General features: G+C 68.9%; 15 protein-coding genes. 2 read left to right on the plus strand and 13 right to left on the minus strand.

The genetic code is table 11. The features are described 5' to 3' along the window. Nucleotides 1–12: 12 nt before the first annotated feature. The 10 genes from ACFSJG_RS18220 to ACFSJG_RS18265 form a co-directional block, all read right to left on the minus strand. Nucleotides 13–1227 carry a winged helix-turn-helix domain-containing protein gene (locus ACFSJG_RS18220; protein ID WP_378486644.1) on the minus strand — a complete coding sequence of 405 codons (1215 nt, stop codon included), beginning with the start codon at nt 1225–1227 and terminating at the stop codon, nt 13–15. A 37-nt stretch (nt 1228–1264) separates the two neighbouring features. After that, nucleotides 1265–2614: a glucarate dehydratase gene (gene gudD / locus ACFSJG_RS18225; protein WP_378486645.1), complete on the minus strand. Its 1350-nt coding sequence runs from the start codon at nt 2612–2614 to the stop codon at nt 1265–1267. A 29-nt stretch (nt 2615–2643) separates the two neighbouring features. After that, the gene (locus ACFSJG_RS18230) at nt 2644–4014 is read right to left on the minus strand and encodes an MFS transporter (protein ID WP_378486646.1); all 1371 of its coding nucleotides are present in this window, start codon (nt 4012–4014) and stop codon (nt 2644–2646) included. Between the two features lie 210 nt (nt 4015–4224). Further along, the gene (locus ACFSJG_RS18235; protein WP_378486647.1) at nt 4225–5202 is read right to left on the minus strand and encodes a 2-hydroxyacid dehydrogenase; all 978 of its coding nucleotides are present in this window, start codon (nt 5200–5202) and stop codon (nt 4225–4227) included. A gap of 37 nt (nt 5203–5239) precedes the next feature. Next, complete coding sequence (locus tag ACFSJG_RS18240; RefSeq protein WP_378486648.1) at nt 5240–5965, minus strand: TSUP family transporter; 726 nt, start codon at nt 5963–5965, stop codon at nt 5240–5242. After that, nucleotides 5962–6981, minus strand: a complete 1020-nt coding sequence (locus tag ACFSJG_RS18245) for an ABC transporter ATP-binding protein (RefSeq protein ID WP_378486649.1) — start codon at nt 6979–6981, stop codon at nt 5962–5964. Before ACFSJG_RS18245 ends, ACFSJG_RS18240 begins: the two co-directional genes overlap by 4 nt. Further along, the gene (locus ACFSJG_RS18250; protein WP_378486650.1) at nt 6974–7996 is read right to left on the minus strand and encodes an ABC transporter ATP-binding protein; all 1023 of its coding nucleotides are present in this window, start codon (nt 7994–7996) and stop codon (nt 6974–6976) included. The genes ACFSJG_RS18245 and ACFSJG_RS18250 overlap by 8 nt, the downstream gene beginning before the upstream one ends. Continuing rightward, a complete protein-coding gene (locus tag ACFSJG_RS18255) occupies nt 7993–8991 on the minus strand; it encodes an ABC transporter permease (protein ID WP_378486651.1) in 999 nt (332 codons plus the stop codon). The genes ACFSJG_RS18250 and ACFSJG_RS18255 overlap by 4 nt, the downstream gene beginning before the upstream one ends. A gap of 9 nt (nt 8992–9000) precedes the next feature. Beyond that, the gene (locus ACFSJG_RS18260) at nt 9001–9927 is read right to left on the minus strand and encodes an ABC transporter permease (RefSeq protein ID WP_378486652.1); all 927 of its coding nucleotides are present in this window, start codon (nt 9925–9927) and stop codon (nt 9001–9003) included. Between the two features lie 40 nt (nt 9928–9967). After that, the gene (locus ACFSJG_RS18265; protein ID WP_378486653.1) at nt 9968–11536 is read right to left on the minus strand and encodes an ABC transporter substrate-binding protein; all 1569 of its coding nucleotides are present in this window, start codon (nt 11534–11536) and stop codon (nt 9968–9970) included. Between the two features lie 412 nt (nt 11537–11948). On the opposite strand from ACFSJG_RS18265, the gene ACFSJG_RS18270 reads away from it, so the two are divergent. Both ACFSJG_RS18270 and ACFSJG_RS18275 read left to right on the plus strand, forming a co-directional pair. Next, nucleotides 11949–12938, plus strand: coding sequence for a 2-hydroxyacid dehydrogenase (locus ACFSJG_RS18270; RefSeq protein WP_378486863.1), 990 nt, complete (start codon nt 11949–11951; stop codon nt 12936–12938). Further along, nucleotides 12935–13330, plus strand: a complete 396-nt coding sequence (locus ACFSJG_RS18275) for a universal stress protein (protein WP_378486654.1) — start codon at nt 12935–12937, stop codon at nt 13328–13330. The genes ACFSJG_RS18270 and ACFSJG_RS18275 overlap by 4 nt, the downstream gene beginning before the upstream one ends. Nucleotides 13331–13339: 9 nt before the next feature. Here ACFSJG_RS18275 and ACFSJG_RS18280 read toward each other — a convergent pair whose 3' ends face one another. The 3 genes from ACFSJG_RS18280 to ACFSJG_RS18290 all read right to left on the minus strand — a co-directional run bounded on the left by ACFSJG_RS18280 (nt 13340) and on the right by ACFSJG_RS18290 (nt 16594). Continuing rightward, a complete protein-coding gene (locus ACFSJG_RS18280; RefSeq protein WP_378486655.1) occupies nt 13340–14233 on the minus strand; it encodes a LysR family transcriptional regulator in 894 nt (297 codons plus the stop codon). A gap of 136 nt (nt 14234–14369) precedes the next feature. Further along, nucleotides 14370–15665 (minus strand): glucarate dehydratase family protein, encoded by a 1296-nt coding sequence (locus tag ACFSJG_RS18285; RefSeq protein ID WP_378486656.1) that lies wholly within the window; start codon nt 15663–15665, stop codon nt 14370–14372. Beyond that, nucleotides 15665–16594: a 5-dehydro-4-deoxyglucarate dehydratase gene (locus tag ACFSJG_RS18290; RefSeq protein WP_378486657.1), complete on the minus strand. Its 930-nt coding sequence runs from the start codon at nt 16592–16594 to the stop codon at nt 15665–15667. Before ACFSJG_RS18290 ends, ACFSJG_RS18285 begins: the two co-directional genes overlap by 1 nt. Between the last annotated feature and the right edge of the window lie 17 nt (nt 16595–16611).

A 16611-nucleotide genomic window follows, 5' to 3' on the forward strand; every position in this document is an offset into this window, starting at 1 on the left:
GGGCTGCGGTGTTCACACCCTGACCGCCAGTTCGGCAGCGAGGTCGCCGCGGTCCCCGACCACGACATCGGACAGGCCGAGCCACGTTGCCATGGAACGCAATTCGCCCGCCAGCGCCTCGACGGCGTCGCCGGAGTCGCGTCCGTCCTCGGCGAACGCACCGGGAACCCGTAGTGCGTCTGCAGCGCGATCTGCCTTGAGATCCACCCGCGCGACGAGTTCACCTCGATGGAGGAACGGGAATACGTAGTACCCGTGCACTCGCTTGTGGGCAGGCGTGTAGATCTCGATGCGGTACCGGAACCCGAACACCCGCTCGGTGCGCGGGCGGAAGAACACCAACGGATCGAACGGGCAGAGCAACGCCGTGCCCGCTGCCTTACGTGGCACCGTGGCCTCGGCGGACAGGTAGGCGGGGGCATCCCATCCGCGTACCGTCAGGGGAACGAGCGCGCCGTCGTCGACGAGGTCGGCGATCGCGGGCGCCGCCTGTGCGGCGGAGAGCCGGTGGTAGTCACGTAGGTCGGCGGCCGTCGCCACACCCAACGCCTTCGACGCCCGCCGGATCAAGGCCCGAATCGCGTCCGACTCGGCGACCTCGGCGGTGGTGACGACCGCGGGAAGCACCCGTTCGGCGAGATCGTAGTGGCGGACGAAACCGACGCGCCGGTCCACCGACAACGCACCGGAGGCGAAGAGCTGCTCGCAGACGACCTTCGTGTCGCTGCGCCCCCACCACGGCCCACGCTTCCCGCTGGAGTCGATCCGCAGGTGCCGCTCCACCTCGCCCGCCGACGACGGACCGGCCTCGGTCACGACGTCGAGGATGTCCTTCCCGAGGGTCGGGTTGCGGTCGAGGACACGCCGCTCCCCTGCCCAGCGCCCACCTTCGTAGCGACGCATCCGCCAGCGCATCAGGGGCCAGTCCGCCACCGGAATCAGCGCCGCCTCGTGGGCCCAGTACTCGACGAGTGCACGCGGTGTCGACGCGGTGTGCCGCCAAGCGGCGTCGTCGAGCATTCCGCGGTCGTAGCCGCCGATGCGGCTGAAGACGGGCATGTAGTGCGCCCGCACGGCGACGGACACCGAGTCCAGCTGGAGCAGACCGGTCCGATCTACGGTCGCGAGGACGCGCCGTCTCGTCGGTGGCGTGGCGGGTCGGCGATCGGTGAAGCCCTGGGCCGCCACCGCGGCACGTCTGGCGGCGGCGGCGGTCATCTCCAACATGCGTCCCAGGGTGCCACCGGACCCCGACAGGTTTCGGTCAGCCGCGGTGCAGTGCGGGCCGCTTGCCGTCGAAGGTCCAGCCGGGAATCAGGTACTGCATGCCGATCGCGTCGTCACGCGCACCGAGCCCCTCGCGGTTGTACAGCTCGTTCGCCGCGGCCACCCGGTCGAGGTCCAGTTCCACGCCGAGACCCGGTCGGTCGGGGACGTCGAGGTACCCGTCGTGGATCTCGTAGGGCTCGCGAGTGAGGCGCTGGCCGTCCTGCCAGATCCAGTGCGTGTCGATGGCTGTGATGTCGCCGGGCGCGGCGGCGGCGACGTGGGTGAACATCGCAAGCGACACGTCGAAGTGATTGTTGGAGTGCGATCCCCACGTCAGGCCCCACGCATCGCAGAGCTGGGCGACCCGGACGGATCCCGCCATCGTCCAGAAGTGCGGGTCGGCGAGCGGGATGTCGACGGCACCGGCGCGGATAGCGTGGCCCATCTCCCGCCAGTCGGTGGCGATCATGTTGGTGGCAGTCGGCAGTCCGGTCGCCCGCTTGAACTCGGCCATCACCTCGCGACCGGAGAACGCACCCTCGGGGCCCACCGGGTCCTCTGCGTAGGCGAGGACGTCGCGCAGGCCGCGGCATGTGTCGATCGCCTCACTGAGCAACCAGCCGCCGTTCGGATCCAGGGTGATCCGTGCGCCCGGGAACCGCTCGTGCAGAGCGGTCACCGCGGCCGCCTCGTCGCGAGGCGCGAGGACGCCGCCCTTGAGCTTGAAGTCCTCGAATCCGTACCGGGCGTGCGCGGCCTCCGCGAGCCGGACCACGGCATCGGGGGTGAGTGCTTCCTCGTGTCGGATGCGCATCCAGTCGTCGGCGTCGACCGACTCGTCTGCGCCGGACCGGTACGCGAGGTCGGTCCGGTTTCGGTCGCCGACGAAGAAGAGGTAGCCGAGAGCCTGTACCCGGTCGCGCTGCTTCCCGTCGCCGAGCAGCGCGGCGACGGGCACCTCGAGATGCTTGCCGAGCAGGTCGAGCAGTGCCGACTCCACCGCGGTGACGGCGTGCACCGTCACCCGCAGATCGAAGGTCTGTGCGCCGCGGCCACCGGCGTCGCGGCCCGCGAAGGTGTCTCGGACGGAACCGAGAATCGCGTTGTAGGCGCCGATCCCCTGCCCCACGACGAGGGGCCGCGCGTCCTCGAGCGTCTTCCGAATGGGCTCGCCCCCGGGCACCTCGCCGACACCGGTGTTGCCGTCGGAGTCGGTGAGCACCACCAGGTTCCGGGTGAAGTAGGGGGCGTGTGCACCGCTGAGGTTGAGCAACATCGAGTCGTGGCCGGCGACAGGGATCACCTGCATGTCGGTGACGACGGGGGTCGTGCGTGCGGCGTTCATCTGGATCGACTCCTGATCGAGGTGAGGGTTCATCGGGTGCCGGCTTCGACGTCGGGCCGATCGGTGGACGAGGGGGAAACGTCGGCGGGCGCGGGGAGGTCGATCGGCCGCTTCGGCGCCTTCACGAGGTACACCGACGCCGCGGCGAGCAGGGAGGCGGCAGCGAGGGCGTACAGGCCCCACGTGACCTCGCCGGTGGCTTCCTTGATCAGACCGAAGCCGAACGGCGCCACGAAACCGCCGAGGTTGCCGAGCGAGTTGATGATGGCGATCGCCGGTGCGAGTACGAACGGGTGCAACGTCGACTGCGGGATCGACCAGAACAGTGGGCTGGCGCTCTTGAAGCCCATGGCGGCGATGCAGAGGAAGACCAGCGCGAGCCATGGTGAGACGATCGCGGCCATGTAGGTACCGATCGCCGCGACGACGAGGGCGACGACGAGGAGGGGCTTGCGGTTCCCGGTCCGGTCACCGATCCGCGACGACAGGTACATCGCGACGACCGCGCAGATCCACGGCAGCGAGGAGAGCAGTCCGACCGTGATGTCGTTGGTGCCGTCGATGCGGCGCACGATGGACGGCAGCCAGAACGTGTTGGCGTAGATGGACAGCTGGATGGCGAAGTAGATTCCGCAGAACAGCAGCAACTGTCGATCGAGCAGCATCTTCCACCGCGAACCCTTGTGCGCGACGCCGGAGTTGGCGGCCTTCTCCGCCTCCTCGGCCGCGATGGTGCCGGCCAGGGCCGTCTTCTCCTCACCCGTCAGCCAGGTGGCGTCGGAGATGCGCGAGCTGAGCAGGAAGTAGGCGACGATGCCGACGGCGACGGAGGTCACGCCCTCGATGCCGAACAACCACTGCCAGCCGTGCAGGCCTCCGGTGCCGTCCATCGACAACAGCGGACCGGAGAGCGGGCCGGAGATCGCTGCTGCGACGGACGACCCCGCGACGAACAGGGCCGTCGCCTTGCCCCGCGACCGGTTGGGCAGCCACTTGGCGAGATAGAAGATCACGGCCGGGAAGAATCCGGCTTCGGCTGCACCGAGCAGGAATCGCAGGATGTAGAACATCGTGGCGTTCTGCACGAACATCATGGCGGCGGACACGAGGCCCCAACTGACCATGATCCGCGTCAGCCAGATGCGCGCTCCGTACTTCTCCATCATCACGTTGCTCGGCAGTTCGAACAACGCGTAGGCGATGAAGAAGACGCCGGCGCCGAAGCCGTACGCGGCAGCTCCGATGCCCACGTCGGCTTCGAGGTACTCCTGCGCGTAACCGATGTTCGAACGGTTGAGCTGGTTGCAGATCAGCATGACGACGAACAGCGGAACCATCCGCTTGTAGAACTTCGACACCGCGGACTGCACCGCGGGATCGAACAACAGAGTGAACGACATCGTTCCCTCTTTCAGATCCGGCAGACCCCGGAGAACCAGGTCCTGCGACGTACACGATCAATGATGCTCGCTGGTGAGTCACCTCACACCCGACGAATGTACGGGCGCGCAGCGATGCGCGTCCAAGACTGAATTCGCATCGATCAATACCGATATTGAATTTATGAAGCGGGCGACGAAAGGCGCTGCCGGGTGGCCGATCCCGTCGGTTCAGCCCTGCGTGACGACACGCTCGAGCGACCGCCCCTCGACGAGCCGACGGATGTTGTCCGTGATGTCCCGAACCCTGCCTACGAAGGTGTCGTGGGTGACGCCCGACGTGTGCGGCGTCATCAGCACGTTCGGCAGGTCGCGGAACGGTAGGTCGGACGGCGCGGCGGCGTCTCCGCCGTCCGGATAGCGGTACCAGACGTCGACGGCGGCGCCGCCGATCACGCCGTCCCGCAGCGCCTCGTACAGCGGCTGCTCGCGGACCAGCGGCCCGCGACCGACGTTCACCAGCACGCCGTCCGGGCCCAGCCGGAGCAGTTCGTCCCCGCCGATCATCCCGACGGTCCGCTCGGTGAGCGGCGCGGAGACCACGACGACGTCCGCTTCGTCCATCAGGCGCCCGAGCTCGGCGGTGTCACCGTGCCAGTCGAGGCAGGTGGCGTCCGCAACCCGCCCGGACCCGGTGACTGCGACGCCCCGCGCCCCCAGCGCGCCGAACAGGTCGGCGGTGCGGCGGCCGATGTGCCCGAACCCGACGTAGCCGACGGTCGCGCCGCGCATCGTTCGCGGCTGCGGGAGCTCGGGGCGGTAGACCGACGTCGCCCACATGTCCTCGCGGAGGGCCCGATCCTGGCGCAGCAGTCCACGCCGCAGGAACACCGCGGCGGCGAGGACGTACTCGGCGATGGAGTCCTCGTGATGGAAGGTGTTGGCCACCTCCGCGGTCTCGGGCAGGTCCGCGAACGACACCTTGTCGGTGCCCGCGCCCCCGGTGTGGACGAGGCGAAGCCGCCGGCCGGCGGCCGCCATCGCCGGTGTCACCCGCCCACCCACATAGACGGCGGCGTCCGGCAGATCCCCGACGATCGTCGCCTCGTCGAAGGCGTCGTGCCAGGACACCGTGACGCCCGCGGGTAGTAGCGACTCGAACAGCTCCCGATGCGGCAGCAGATTTCGCTCTCCGACAACAATTTTCACGTTCGTTCCTTTCACGACCACGTTGCGGGCCCTCGGTTCAGCTCGCGAGCCACACCTGTTGTCCGACGAGCAGAGCCGCGCCGACCGCCGACACGGCGATCGAGACGGTGCGCAGCCGGCCCCTGTCGAGCAAGCGGTTCACCCACCGCGACAACAGGAATCCGGCGACGATCGCGGGCACCAGCCACGCCGACACGACCGCGGTGTGCACGTTCACGTGCCCGGTCACCGCGAGGACAGCGAGCGAGAACATGCTGCCGACCAGGAAGAAGGCGCTGAGGTTACTACGGACCGCGGCGTTCTCCTCACCGGAGAAGACCAGCGCCATCGGCGGCCCACCGATCGACGTCGCGGTCCCGAGCAGTCCCGATGCGGCACCGGCGGTGACGAGATTGCGGCGCACCGGAGCGGGGTTCCAGCCGAACCCGGTCAGCACCACGCCGCCGATCACGACCAGCGCCAGCAGCAGGGACAGTCCGCTCTCGGGAAGCCACACCAGCAGGAGGGCACCGGCAATGGTGCCGGGAACCCGGCCGACGAGTGCCCAGCCGGTGCCGCGCAGGTCGAGGCTCTCCCGCTCGCGGAGCAGCACCAGCAGCGTGACGACGCTCGCCGACATGATCAGCGTTCCCGGCAGCAACGTCGGATCGATCAGCGCGACGACCGGGGCGGCGAGCATCCCCATTCCGAATCCGATGGACGCCTGCATGCACGAGGCGAGTGCGACGGCCGCCGCGACGACTGCGAAGGCTGCGGTGCTCACGCCACGGCCGGCACACCCAGCGAGACCCGGCCTCGAGGGTGGAAGCACTCGGCGACGTGCCCGGACTCCGCGGTGTCGGACACGGCCGTCGGGACGGCGCCTGCACAGACGTCGGTGGCGTGGGCGCAACGGGTCCGGAACCGGCACCCGGACGGCGGGTTCAGCGGCGACGGCACCTCGCCTTCGAGCAGGATGCGAGAACGTCGCGCCTGCGCATCGAGTGTCGGCGCCGCGGACATCAACGCCTCGGTGTACGGGTGCGCGGAGTGGTCGAACACGGACTCGGTGGAGCCGGTCTCCACGATGCGACCGAGGTACATGACCGCGACCCGGTCGGCGACGTGCCGGACCACCGACAGGTCGTGCGAGATGAAGATGTAGGAGATGCCGAGTTCCTGCTGCAGCTCGTTCAGGAGGTTGAGCACCTGCGCCTGCACGGAGAGGTCGAGCGCGGACACCGGCTCGTCGCAGATGATCACCTCCGGGTTGAGCGCGAGCGCCCGCGCGATACCGAGCCGTTGACGCTGACCGCCCGAGAACTCCTGGGGGCTGCGGTGTTCGTCGCTCGGACGCAGCCCGACGAGGTGCAGGAGCTCCCGCACGCGCGCCGCGCGGTCCCGCTTGGACGGGTACAGATCCTTGTGGGTGCGCCACGGCTCGGCGATGATCTCGGCCGCGCTCATCCGGTTGTTCAGCGAGGCGTACGGGTCCTGGAACACCATCTGCACCTTGCGGCGCAGCGCGAGGAGGTCCTTGCCCTTGAGGGTGTACGGGTCGGTGCCGTCCCAGCGGACGGTTCCGGTGTCGGGTCGCTCGAGCATCATCAGGGTGCGGGCGAGAGTGGATTTGCCACAACCGGATTCGCCGACGAGCCCGAGGGTTTCGCCGCGCCGGAGGTCGAGGTCGATGCCGTCGAGGGCACGGAGCTGCTTGCGTCCCGCCTTCCCCGACACGGTGAAGGTCTTCCCGACGTCCCGGACCTCGAGTACACGGTCGGCGGTGCTGGTCTCAGGCATTGGGGATCTCCTCCGAGAAGTGGCAGGCCGCGGCCTGGCCGGGCGCGGTCGGGCGCAGTGCGGGCCGTTCGTCGAAGCAGCGCTGGCGGGCGAGCGGGCACCGCGCCTGGTAGACGCATCCGGTCGGGATGGAGTGCAGGTCGGGCGGAGTGCCGCCGATGGACTTCAGGTCCGCGCCGCGTTCGGCGCTCACCGGCACCGAGTCGAGCAGCCCCTTCGTGTACGGGTGGGTGGGACGTTCGAAGACGTCGGCCACCGGCCCGGTCTCGACGACGGACCCGGCGTACATGATCGCCACCTTGTCTGCCTGCTCGGCGACGAGCGCGAGGTCGTGGGTGATGAGGACGACGGCCATGTCGTGTTCCTCGCGCAGCCGCTGGAGCAGCGCCATGATCTGCGCCTGCACTGTCACGTCGAGGGCGGTGGTCGGCTCGTCGGCGAGCAACACCTTCGGACTCAGCGCGACCGCCATCGCGATCAGCAGTCGCTGCCGCATGCCGCCCGAGAACTGGTGCGGGTAGGAGTCGGCGCGCGACTCCGGTTCCGGGATGCCGACGTGCCGCATCAGCTCGATCGCCTCGCGGCGTGCCGCCTTCCGCGACATCTTGCGGTGGATGCGGAACGGCTCGGCGAGCTGGGTCCCGACGGTGTACACCGGGTTCAGCGCGGTCAACGCGTCCTGGAAGACGATGGCGAGTTCGGTGCCGGCCATCTGACGACGCTTCGACCGGCTCGTGGTGACCAGGTCCACGCCGTCGAGGGTGACGGAGCCGTGGGTGATCTCGGCAATCGGCGCGAGCAGGCCGACGAGGGCCTGCGCCGTCATCGACTTGCCGCAACCGGATTCGCCGAGCAGCGCCAGCGTCTCCCCGTGGCGCGCGACGAAGGAGACATGGTCGACAGCGCGAACCGTCCCGGTTGGGGTGTGCAGGTCGACGGTCAGGTCCGCGACGTCGAGTGCGACGCGGTCGTCGCCGTCGGCGGTCACCGGGGTCTCGAGGGCAGGAGCGCTCATCGCACGGCCTTTCGGGAGGAGAACATCGACTTGCGGGCCTTGGGGGTGGTGAGGCGCCACCGCTGTCCGGGGTCGGTCGCAATGCGCGCCCACGCGGCGAGGATCGTCGCGGAGACGGTGGTGATCACGATCGCGAGGCCCGGGAAGAAGGAGAGCCACCATGCGGTCTGCAGGTACGTCCGGCCCTGCGAGACCATCAGGCCCCAGCTGATGTCCGGCGGCTGGATGCCGATGCCGAGGAAGCTCAGCGAGGACTCGGCGAGCATGACGTAGCAGAAGTCGAGGGTTGCGACGGTGAGCAGTGTCGGCAGCAGGATCGGGAGCACGTGCCCGCGCAGGATCGCGCCGCTCTTCGCGCCGAAGGTGCGGGCCGCGTCCACGAACACCCGACTCTGCAGTTCCGCGGACTCGGCTCGGGCGGTGCGCAGGTAGATCGGGATGCGGGTGATCGCGAGAACCGCGACGATGTTGGCCGCGCTCGGGGAGAACACGTACAGCACGACGACGGCGAGCAGCAGCGACGGGAAGCTCATGATCACGTCGGCGACACGCATGGCGGTGGTTTCCCGCCAGCCCCGGTGGTAGCCGGCCCACATACCGATCGCGGAGCCGACGACGCCGGAGATGATCACCGCGGGCAGCGACACCATGAGAGTTGTCTGGCAGGCGACGATCAGCCGGGCCAGCATGCTGCGTCCGAGGGGGTCGGTGCCGAGAACGTTCATCCAGCCGGTGTCGAGGTTGAACGGCGGCAGGTTGGATTCGTCGAGGTTCTGGTCGGTCGCCGCGTCGCCGACGATCCACGGACCGAAGATCGCGACGAGGAGAACGAAGCCGAGGACGACGGCGGCGACCGTGGCGAGCTTGTCGCGCAGCAGCAGCTTCCACAGCGGCAGCTGACCGGCGGGAACCTTCTTCGTGGCGACGGAGTCGCCTGCCGGGTCGGTGGAGGCGACCGGGCTGCCCGGGTCGAGCGGGTCGGTGACGAGTGACATGTGGGCCTCCTAGACCGTTGCCTTGTCGCGAACCCGCGGGTCGAGCAGTGCCAGCACCGCGTCGATCACGATGTTCAGGATGAAGATGCTGACGGCGGTGAGGAGCACGGCCGCCTGCAGAACCGCGAAGTCCCGCTGGAGGATCGAGTCGATCATCAGCTTGCCGATGCCGGGCCAGCCGAAGATGGCCTCGACGACGACCGCGCCGTTGATGAGGCCGACGGCGAGGTCGCCCGCGACGACGAGTGCCGGTGCGGCGGCGTTGCGGAGGGCGTGGTGCGTGACCACGCGCAGGTCGCCGGCGCCCTTGCTGCGCGCCACCTTCACGTACGGCGCCGACAGTGCCGACACCATGGCGCCACGCACCACCTGGGTGAGCACGCCCAGCGGCCGGATCATCAGCGTCGCGATCGGCAGCACCCACGAGAGCACTCCGCCGGTGCCGGAGGTCGGCAGCCAGCCGAGGACCACCGCGAAGATCCAGATGCCGGTGATGGCGAACCAGAAGTCCGGGACGCTGGCGGCCGTCATCGACAGCAGGCTCGACGCCCGGTCGGCGAGGGAGTTCGGCCGGTAGGCGGCCCAGCAGCCGAGGACCACCGAGCCGATGACGGACAGGAGCAGCGTCATGAACGCGAGCTGCAACGTCGCCGGGAACGCGTTCAGCGCCATGGCTGCCGCATCCTGCCCGGTCTTCAGAGACTCCCCGAAGTCGAGGTGGACGACGCCGGCGAGGTAGTCGAGCATCTGCTGCAAGACCGGCTGGTCGAGCCCGTTGGCGGCGGCGAACTCGGCCCGCTGCTCGGGGGTGGCCGACACCGGGAGGTACAGGTTCGTCGGGTCGCCGGTGAGGCGGGCCATGAGGAACACGCCGAACAGGACGATGACCAGCGGGATCAGGCTGGTGAACATCCGGCGTCGGAGGAAGGGGAGCATCTTCGCCTCGGTTCGTGGGACGGGGTGGCTGGTCAGGGGGTCAGTCGTGGGATGCGTCGGCCTGGGTCATCTCGGCCAGACGCATCTCGTCACCGGTGGCGGAGTTCGGCTGGTAGGCCACTCGCGGCGACTTGGCCAGGACCGCCTCCATGTGGGCGATGTAGGCGTACTGCCGGATCTCGGCCGGTTCGTCGCCGAGTACTGCGGCCAGTGCGGTCTGTCGCGCGTCCCCGGTGAGCGCCTCGGCCGCCCGGATCTCGTCGTCGTATTCCGCTGTACCCCAGGAACTCTGGTAGCCCTCGCTGAGCATGTACTGGTCGAGCGTGAACTGGGTGTCTCCGGCCTGGTTGCCGTGCATGATCATCAGCAGGAAGGGGCCTGCGCCCGGCACGAACGGCCGGACCTGGTACTGCATCTGACCGGAGGTGTCCATCATCTCGATCTTGACGTCGAGGCCGATCTCACTGAGGGAGAACTGGATCGCCTCGATCGTCTCGTTGATCTTGGGGAACTGGCCGGTGCGGCCGATGAGCCGGATCGTGCGGTCCACAGGGACGCCGTCGGCACGAGCCTCGTCGATCAGCGCCTTCGCCCGCTCGAGGTCGTACGGCGTCGGAGTGAGCGCGTCGTTGTATCCGACGATGTTCGCTCCGACGAGCTGCGCGGCGGGCAACCCGAGCCCCTGGAAGAGAGCGTCGACGATGCCCTCGCGGTTGATCGAGAGGTCGATGGCCTCGCGTACCCGCAGGTCGTCGAGCGGCGCCTCGGTGGCGTGCATGCGCAACGCGGTGGTCTCGTTGTTGACGTAGGAGATACCGAGATCGCCGGCGCCGTCCTCCGGTCCGAGCGAGGTGGCGATGTCCGCCTCGTCGTTGGTGACCATCGCTGCGCGGACGCTGCCCTCGGCGCGCCACTGGTAGACCGCCCGTGTGAAGGCCGGCGTCTCGCCTCGGTAGTTGGGGTTCGCCTTCAGTGCGATCCGCTGCCCGGAATCCCAGAAGTCGACCATGTACGGGCCGGTGCCGACCGGTTCGCGGACCTTGCCCTCGGAGTCGGTGGTGCGCGGCACCATCTCGATGAACGACAGCCGCAGCGGCAGAATCGGATCCGGCGCCTCGGTTCGCAGTTCCAGCGTGGTCGGGTTCACCGCGTCGACCTGAATCTCGCTGTCGTCGAAGACGTAGCCGTTGACGTCGCATCCGATGGCGCCGTTGAAGGTCCGCTCGATGGAGAACGCGGCGTCCGTCGCATCGAAGGGCGCGCCGTCGCTGAACTGGACGCCGGAGACGATGTTCAGCCGCCACAGGTTCGGCTCCACCTGCTGCCACGAGTCGGCCAGCATCGGCTCGAGGTCTCCGGTGGCGGGATTCCGCTCGATGAGCGGCTGGGTGATGTTCGAGCGGACGACCACACCGGTGGCGGTGAGCGAGGCGTCGCACGGTTCGAGGGTCGGCGGCTCCTGCGGCAGCACGATGCGCAGGGTGTCGGCGCTGGCGCTCTCACTCCGAGTCGTGTTCGCGACCGAGCATCCGCTGACCGTCAGCACTGCGACCGCCGACGCGACCAGAGCACCGGTCACGCGATTCCGCGGCTGCCGTGCGATCTGCATGGGGACCTCCGATGGGAGAAGACTGCGAGAGTGACCTCGCGGACGATGTGCCCGTCGTTGTGACGGTAGACACACGCTAGGAGCGCGGGAGAACGGTCGTCAACCGAGGAAAACAGCCGCGAACTGGGATTTTGATGCACCGAGGGCCCCCGAGAAGCGCATCGCCCAACGCCCCGGGAGACGCGGATCACAGCTCTGACCTGTGATTTTCCGACACCGGCCCACGCGAGAAGGTAACGACAACGGGTCGTCAATGCCGTTTCGGCATCGATCCATGTTATTTGCGTCTTGGACAGCGATTCGAGCGGAGCAATACCGTGAATTCGTGCCCGGTTCGACAGGGAACCGGCCCTGCACGCGAGGAGTCCACCACGTGACCAGCGTCGACGACACCGTCGGAACGTCCGAACCGATTGCCGCACAGCCATTCCCGGAGGTCGTTCCCGGTTCGGTGTTGCAGGTCGGCCCCCTGAAGCCGTCTCTCGAGGAAGCCCTGGCGGACAGGTACGGGGCCGATCGCCTCCCCGACGGGGATGCCCGCGCACAGTGGCTCGCCGAAAACGCCGACATCGTGACCGCGGTGGTCACCTCGGGCCGCACCGGCGTCGACGCGACCCTGATGGACGCACTGCCGAACCTGGGTGCCGTCGTCCACTTCGGCGTCGGCTACGACAGCACCGACGTCGAACGTGCCGGCGAACTGGGTGTCGGGGTCAGCAACACCCCGGACGTGCTCACCGACTGCGTCGCCGACACGGCCGTCGGACTGCTGCTGGACACGATGCGCGGCTTCAGCGCAGCCGACCGCTACGTGCGCGCCGGGCGCTGGCCCGTTCTGGGCAACGTCCCGCTCACCCGCAAGGTGTCCGGTTCGCGGGTCGGCATCGTCGGACTCGGCCGGATCGGATCGGCGATCGCGGACCGGCTCGTCGCCTTCGGATGCCAGATCGCGTACCACAACCGTCGCGAGATCGCCGGCAGCCCTTACCGTTACGCGGCTTCGCCTCGCGACCTGGCGGCCTCCGTCGACGTGCTGATCGTCGCCGCCGCCGGTGGCGCGGGCACCCGGCACCTGGTCGACCGGGACGTGCTCGAGGCGCTGGGCCCCGACGGCTTCCTGATCAACGTGGCCCGGGGCAGCGTCGTCGACGAGGCCGCCCTCGTCGAACTGCTCCGCGGCGGCGGACTGGCCGGCGCAGGCCTCGACGTCTTCGCCGACGAACCCCACGTGCCCGCGCAGCTGATCGACCTCGACACCGTGGTCCTGCTCCCCCATCTCGCCAGCGGCACGGTCGAGACGCGCGCGGCAATGGAGGCCCTCACCCTTCGGAACCTCGACGAGTTCCTGCGCACCGGCGGACTCGTGACGCCGGTTCCGACCTCACGGACGGACGCCCGATGACCGTCGTTCTGAGCTATCTGCCGACGGTCGAGGGCCGTGGCGCCCTGGCGTTCGGGTTCTCCGAGGCGCGGATGCGCGGCTGCGACCTGCTCGTGATCGCGGAGAAGGAGACGGTCACCGACGACGTGTTCACGGACGACCTGAACTCCGCCCGCGCTGCGGCAGACGCGGCGGGTGTCACCTACCGGGTCGCCGAGAGCGACCCGGGTCTCTCCCATGCCGACCAGCTGATCAACGCGTCCTACGACGAATCCGTCGAGCTGGTGGTCATCGGACTCAAGCGCCGCTCCCCCGTCGGAAAGCTGCTCACCGGCAGCGCGATGCAGCGTGTCCTGCTCGACGCCCACTGCCCGGTCGCCGCGGTCAAGCCGCCCGTCCGCGCCGCCGTGTGAGACGAGAATCTAGCGCCATTCCCGTTCCGGCAGAACGTCGTTCATCAACCTGGCCAGTGCCGGATTGGGATTGTCACCCCGCCAGGCGATGTTCATCTGGACGGGTCGGTCGCGGATCGCGTCGACCTCCCGGAATACCACGCCGTCGGGGTGCATCGTCGTGGCCGACTCCGGCACCAGCGCCATCCCGAGGCCGGAGTGCACGAGCACCAGCATGGTGTGGACCTGCGTCACGTACTGCACGTACTTCGGCGAGGCCCCGACAGCGGTGAACGTGCTGATGAGCAACTCGTTGAAGTAGCGCGCGTCCACCGGTGAGTACATGATCACCGGCTGGTCGTCGAAGTCCTCGATGCGCAAGTGCTCGGCGCCGGCGAGCTCGTGGTCCGCCGGTAGCGCCGCAACGAGGTTCTCCCGGTGCAGCGCCCGGGTCAGCACACCGGGGCGGGACACCGGCGGACGGACGATACCGAGGTCCAGCTCACCTGCGGCGAGTGCCTCGATCTGCGCGGCAGTCACCATCTCCCGCAGCTCCAGACGTACGTCGGGAAGCTTCTCCCGTGCGGCCTGCAGCAGTCGCGGGAGCACGGCGCGCGCGGAGGCGCCGGTGAAGCCGATGTTCACGGTGCCCAGGTCACCGGCCGGCACCCGTCGCACGGTCATGGCGGCGCCCTCGGCGAGCGCGACGATCCGCCGGGCGTCGGGCAGGAACGCGGCCCCGGCCGCCGTCAGGGCGACCGCCCGGCTACTGCGTTCGATCAGCTGAACCCCCAGCTCGTGTTCGAGCTGCTGGATCTGCCGACTGAGCGGGGGTTGCGTCATGTGCAGGCGTTCGGCGGCCCGGCCGAAGTGCAGTTCCTCGGCCACCGCGATGAAGCAGGCCAGTCGCGACAACGAGAACATCGATCCACCTTCGGCATCGGTTTCACTGCATATGCACGAAATCCGTATCAGCGTACGGCACCGGCCCGGATGTGTCCGACAACGTCGGCGAACACATCCGGGCCGGCAGGCTACCGATTCACCACACAGGTGCGCGTCACCAACGCGGGCTGGTGTTCTCGAAGGTGGGATCGACGGACCGCATGTAACCGGTGTCGTCGCGATCGCGGATTCCACAGTCCAGGTACTGCTGGTGCAACGCCCCGAGAGCGTCCTCGTCGATCTCGACGCCGAGGCCCGGGCCGGTGGGCACGGGGACGGCGCCGTCGACGAAGCGCAGCACACCGGGTTTCACGACGTCCTCCGACTTCCACGGCCAGTGGGTGTCGCACGCGTAGGTGAGGTTCGGTGTGGCCGCCGCGAGGTGCACCATCGCCGCCAGGCTGACGCCCAGGTGCGAGTTCGAGTGCATCGACAGTCCGAGACCGAAGGCGTCGCAGATCCCGCCCAGCAGGCGGGAACGCTGCAGACCACCCCAGTAGTGGTGATCGGACAGCACCACGGAGACCGACTTCTTCACCACCGCCGGCTTCAGGTGTTCGAAAGCGACGACACACATGTTGGTCGCGAGCGGCATCTTCGCCTCCCCCGACACCTCGGCCATGCCGTCGAGTCCGGGGGTCGGGTCTTCGAGGTACTGGACGATGCCGTCGAGTTCCGAGGCGACCCTGATCGACGTGTCCACCGACCAGGCGGCGTTGGGATCGAGACGCAGTGGCACGCCGGGGAATTCGGCGTGCAGGGCCTTGATCGCGGCGATCTCCTCGTCGGGCGGGAACACCCCGCCCTTGAGCTTGATCGCGGTGAAACCGTACTCGTCGATCATCCGCCGCGCCTGCCGGACCAGGCCCTGCGGGTCCAGCGCGGCACCCCACTCGTCTTCCGGGGCGAGCGAAGCGACGGGGTGTGTGCCGGCGGCGCCGGGATGACCCGCCCACTTGTAGAACAGGTAGGCACTGAACGGAACCCGGTCGCGGACCGCGCCGCCGAGCAGGTCGCTCACCGGCCGGCCGAGAGCCTTGCCCTGGATGTCGAGGCAGGCCACCTCGAACGGGGAGAACACCCGGTCGGTGGTGCTGGCGGTGGTGATCATCCCGGCGACACCGTCGCCGCCGGTGACGGACAGCCGGGAGATCCGGTCGTCGATCACCGACCTGATCGTGTTGAGCGCGAACGCGTCCAGCCCGATCAGCGTCTCGGCCGCGGCCTCCATCCGGGCGAGGTGGGCGGTGTCGGCGTAGGTCTCGCCGACTCCCGTCAGACCACCGTCGGTACGGATCCGGATGATCGCACGCAGCGCGTACGGCTGGTGTACACCGACGGTGTTCAACAGCGGCGGATCACGGAACGCGACCGGGGTGACCTGGACCTCGGTGATCGTGGTGGGGTGCATCAGACGGTCGCTGCCAGCGAGTCGGCCAGCACCGCCCGACCGGCGGCGATGATGTCCACGAGCGCCTTCTGGTGCTCGGCGCTGGGGTTCACGAGCGGTGCACGCACCGAACCGGCGTCGACGCCTTCGACGGTGACGCCGTGCTTGACGAGGGCGACAGCGTATCCGGGGACGGTGTTGCGCAGGCGGACCAGCGGGTGGAAGAACTCCCGCAGCAGTGCTTCGGTCAGTTCGGCGTTGCCCGACTCGAGCGACTGGTAGAACGCCAGGGCGATCTCGGGGGCGAACGCGAAGGTCGCCGACGAGTAAAGCGTCACGCCGATGGCGCGGTACGCCTGCTGCGTGATCTCGGCGGTGGGCAGACCGTTGAAGAACAGGAAGTCCTTGCCGGAGTCGGCCAGTGCGCCGCGGACCGCGGTGACGATGCGGCCGACGTTGTCCAGGTCGCCGGTGCCGTCCTTGAATCCGATGACTGTCGGGAGCTGAGCCACCTCGACGGCAGCGGCCTCGTTGTAGACGGCGTTGCCGCGGTTGTAGACGATCAGCGGCAGGTCGGTGGCGGCGGCGACGGCGCGCGTGTACTCGACGAGGCCGGCGGGCGGCATGCCGACCAGGTACGGCGGGAGCAGCAGGATGCCGTCGGCGCCGTTCTCCTTGGCGCTGACCGCGAACTCGCGGGCCTGCACGAGTGATCCACCGGCACCGGCGAACACCGGCACCCGGCCGGCGACGACCTCGACGGCCTTGGCGACGATGCGGCCGAACTCGGTGAGGCCGAGTGCATGGAACTCGCCGGTGCCGCAGGCGATGAAGACGCCGCCGGGTCCGGCGGCCACGCCGCGCTCGACGTGCTCGGCGAGCCGGTCGTAGTCGACCTCGCCGTCGGCGCCGAAGGGGGTGACGGGGAAGAACAGAACGCCATCGAGCATGGGGACTCCTAGGAGAA

This window comes from Rhodococcus gannanensis (genome assembly GCF_042681175.1).
In the GTDB taxonomy this organism is placed as follows: Bacteria; Actinomycetota; Actinomycetes; order Mycobacteriales; family Mycobacteriaceae; genus Rhodococcus_G; species Rhodococcus_G gannanensis.

Bases quoted from the DNA above. Each gene is read 5' to 3' on its own strand.
- ACFSJG_RS18220 (WP_378486644.1), bottom strand. From the start codon at position 1,227: ATGTTGGAGATGACCGCCGCCGCCGCCAGACGTGCCGCGGTGGCGGCC.
- gudD (WP_378486645.1), bottom strand. From the start codon at position 2,614: ATGAACGCCGCACGCACGACCCCCGTCGTCACCGACATGCAGGTGATC.
- ACFSJG_RS18230 (WP_378486646.1), bottom strand. From the start codon at position 4,014: ATGTCGTTCACTCTGTTGTTCGATCCCGCGGTGCAGTCCGCGGTGTCG.
- ACFSJG_RS18245 (WP_378486649.1), bottom strand. From the start codon at position 6,981: ATGCCTGAGACCAGCACCGCCGACCGTGTACTCGAGGTCCGGGACGTC.
- ACFSJG_RS18250 (WP_378486650.1), bottom strand. From the start codon at position 7,996: ATGAGCGCTCCTGCCCTCGAGACCCCGGTGACCGCCGACGGCGACGAC.
- ACFSJG_RS18255 (WP_378486651.1), bottom strand. From the start codon at position 8,991: ATGTCACTCGTCACCGACCCGCTCGACCCGGGCAGCCCGGTCGCCTCC.
- ACFSJG_RS18260 (WP_378486652.1), bottom strand. From the start codon at position 9,927: ATGCTCCCCTTCCTCCGACGCCGGATGTTCACCAGCCTGATCCCGCTG.
- ACFSJG_RS18265 (WP_378486653.1), bottom strand. From the start codon at position 11,536: ATGCAGATCGCACGGCAGCCGCGGAATCGCGTGACCGGTGCTCTGGTC.
- ACFSJG_RS18275 (WP_378486654.1), top strand. From the start codon at position 12,935: ATGACCGTCGTTCTGAGCTATCTGCCGACGGTCGAGGGCCGTGGCGCC.
- ACFSJG_RS18280 (WP_378486655.1), bottom strand. From the start codon at position 14,233: ATGTTCTCGTTGTCGCGACTGGCCTGCTTCATCGCGGTGGCCGAGGAA.
- ACFSJG_RS18285 (WP_378486656.1), bottom strand. From the start codon at position 15,665: ATGCACCCCACCACGATCACCGAGGTCCAGGTCACCCCGGTCGCGTTC.
- ACFSJG_RS18290 (WP_378486657.1), bottom strand. From the start codon at position 16,594: ATGCTCGATGGCGTTCTGTTCTTCCCCGTCACCCCCTTCGGCGCCGAC.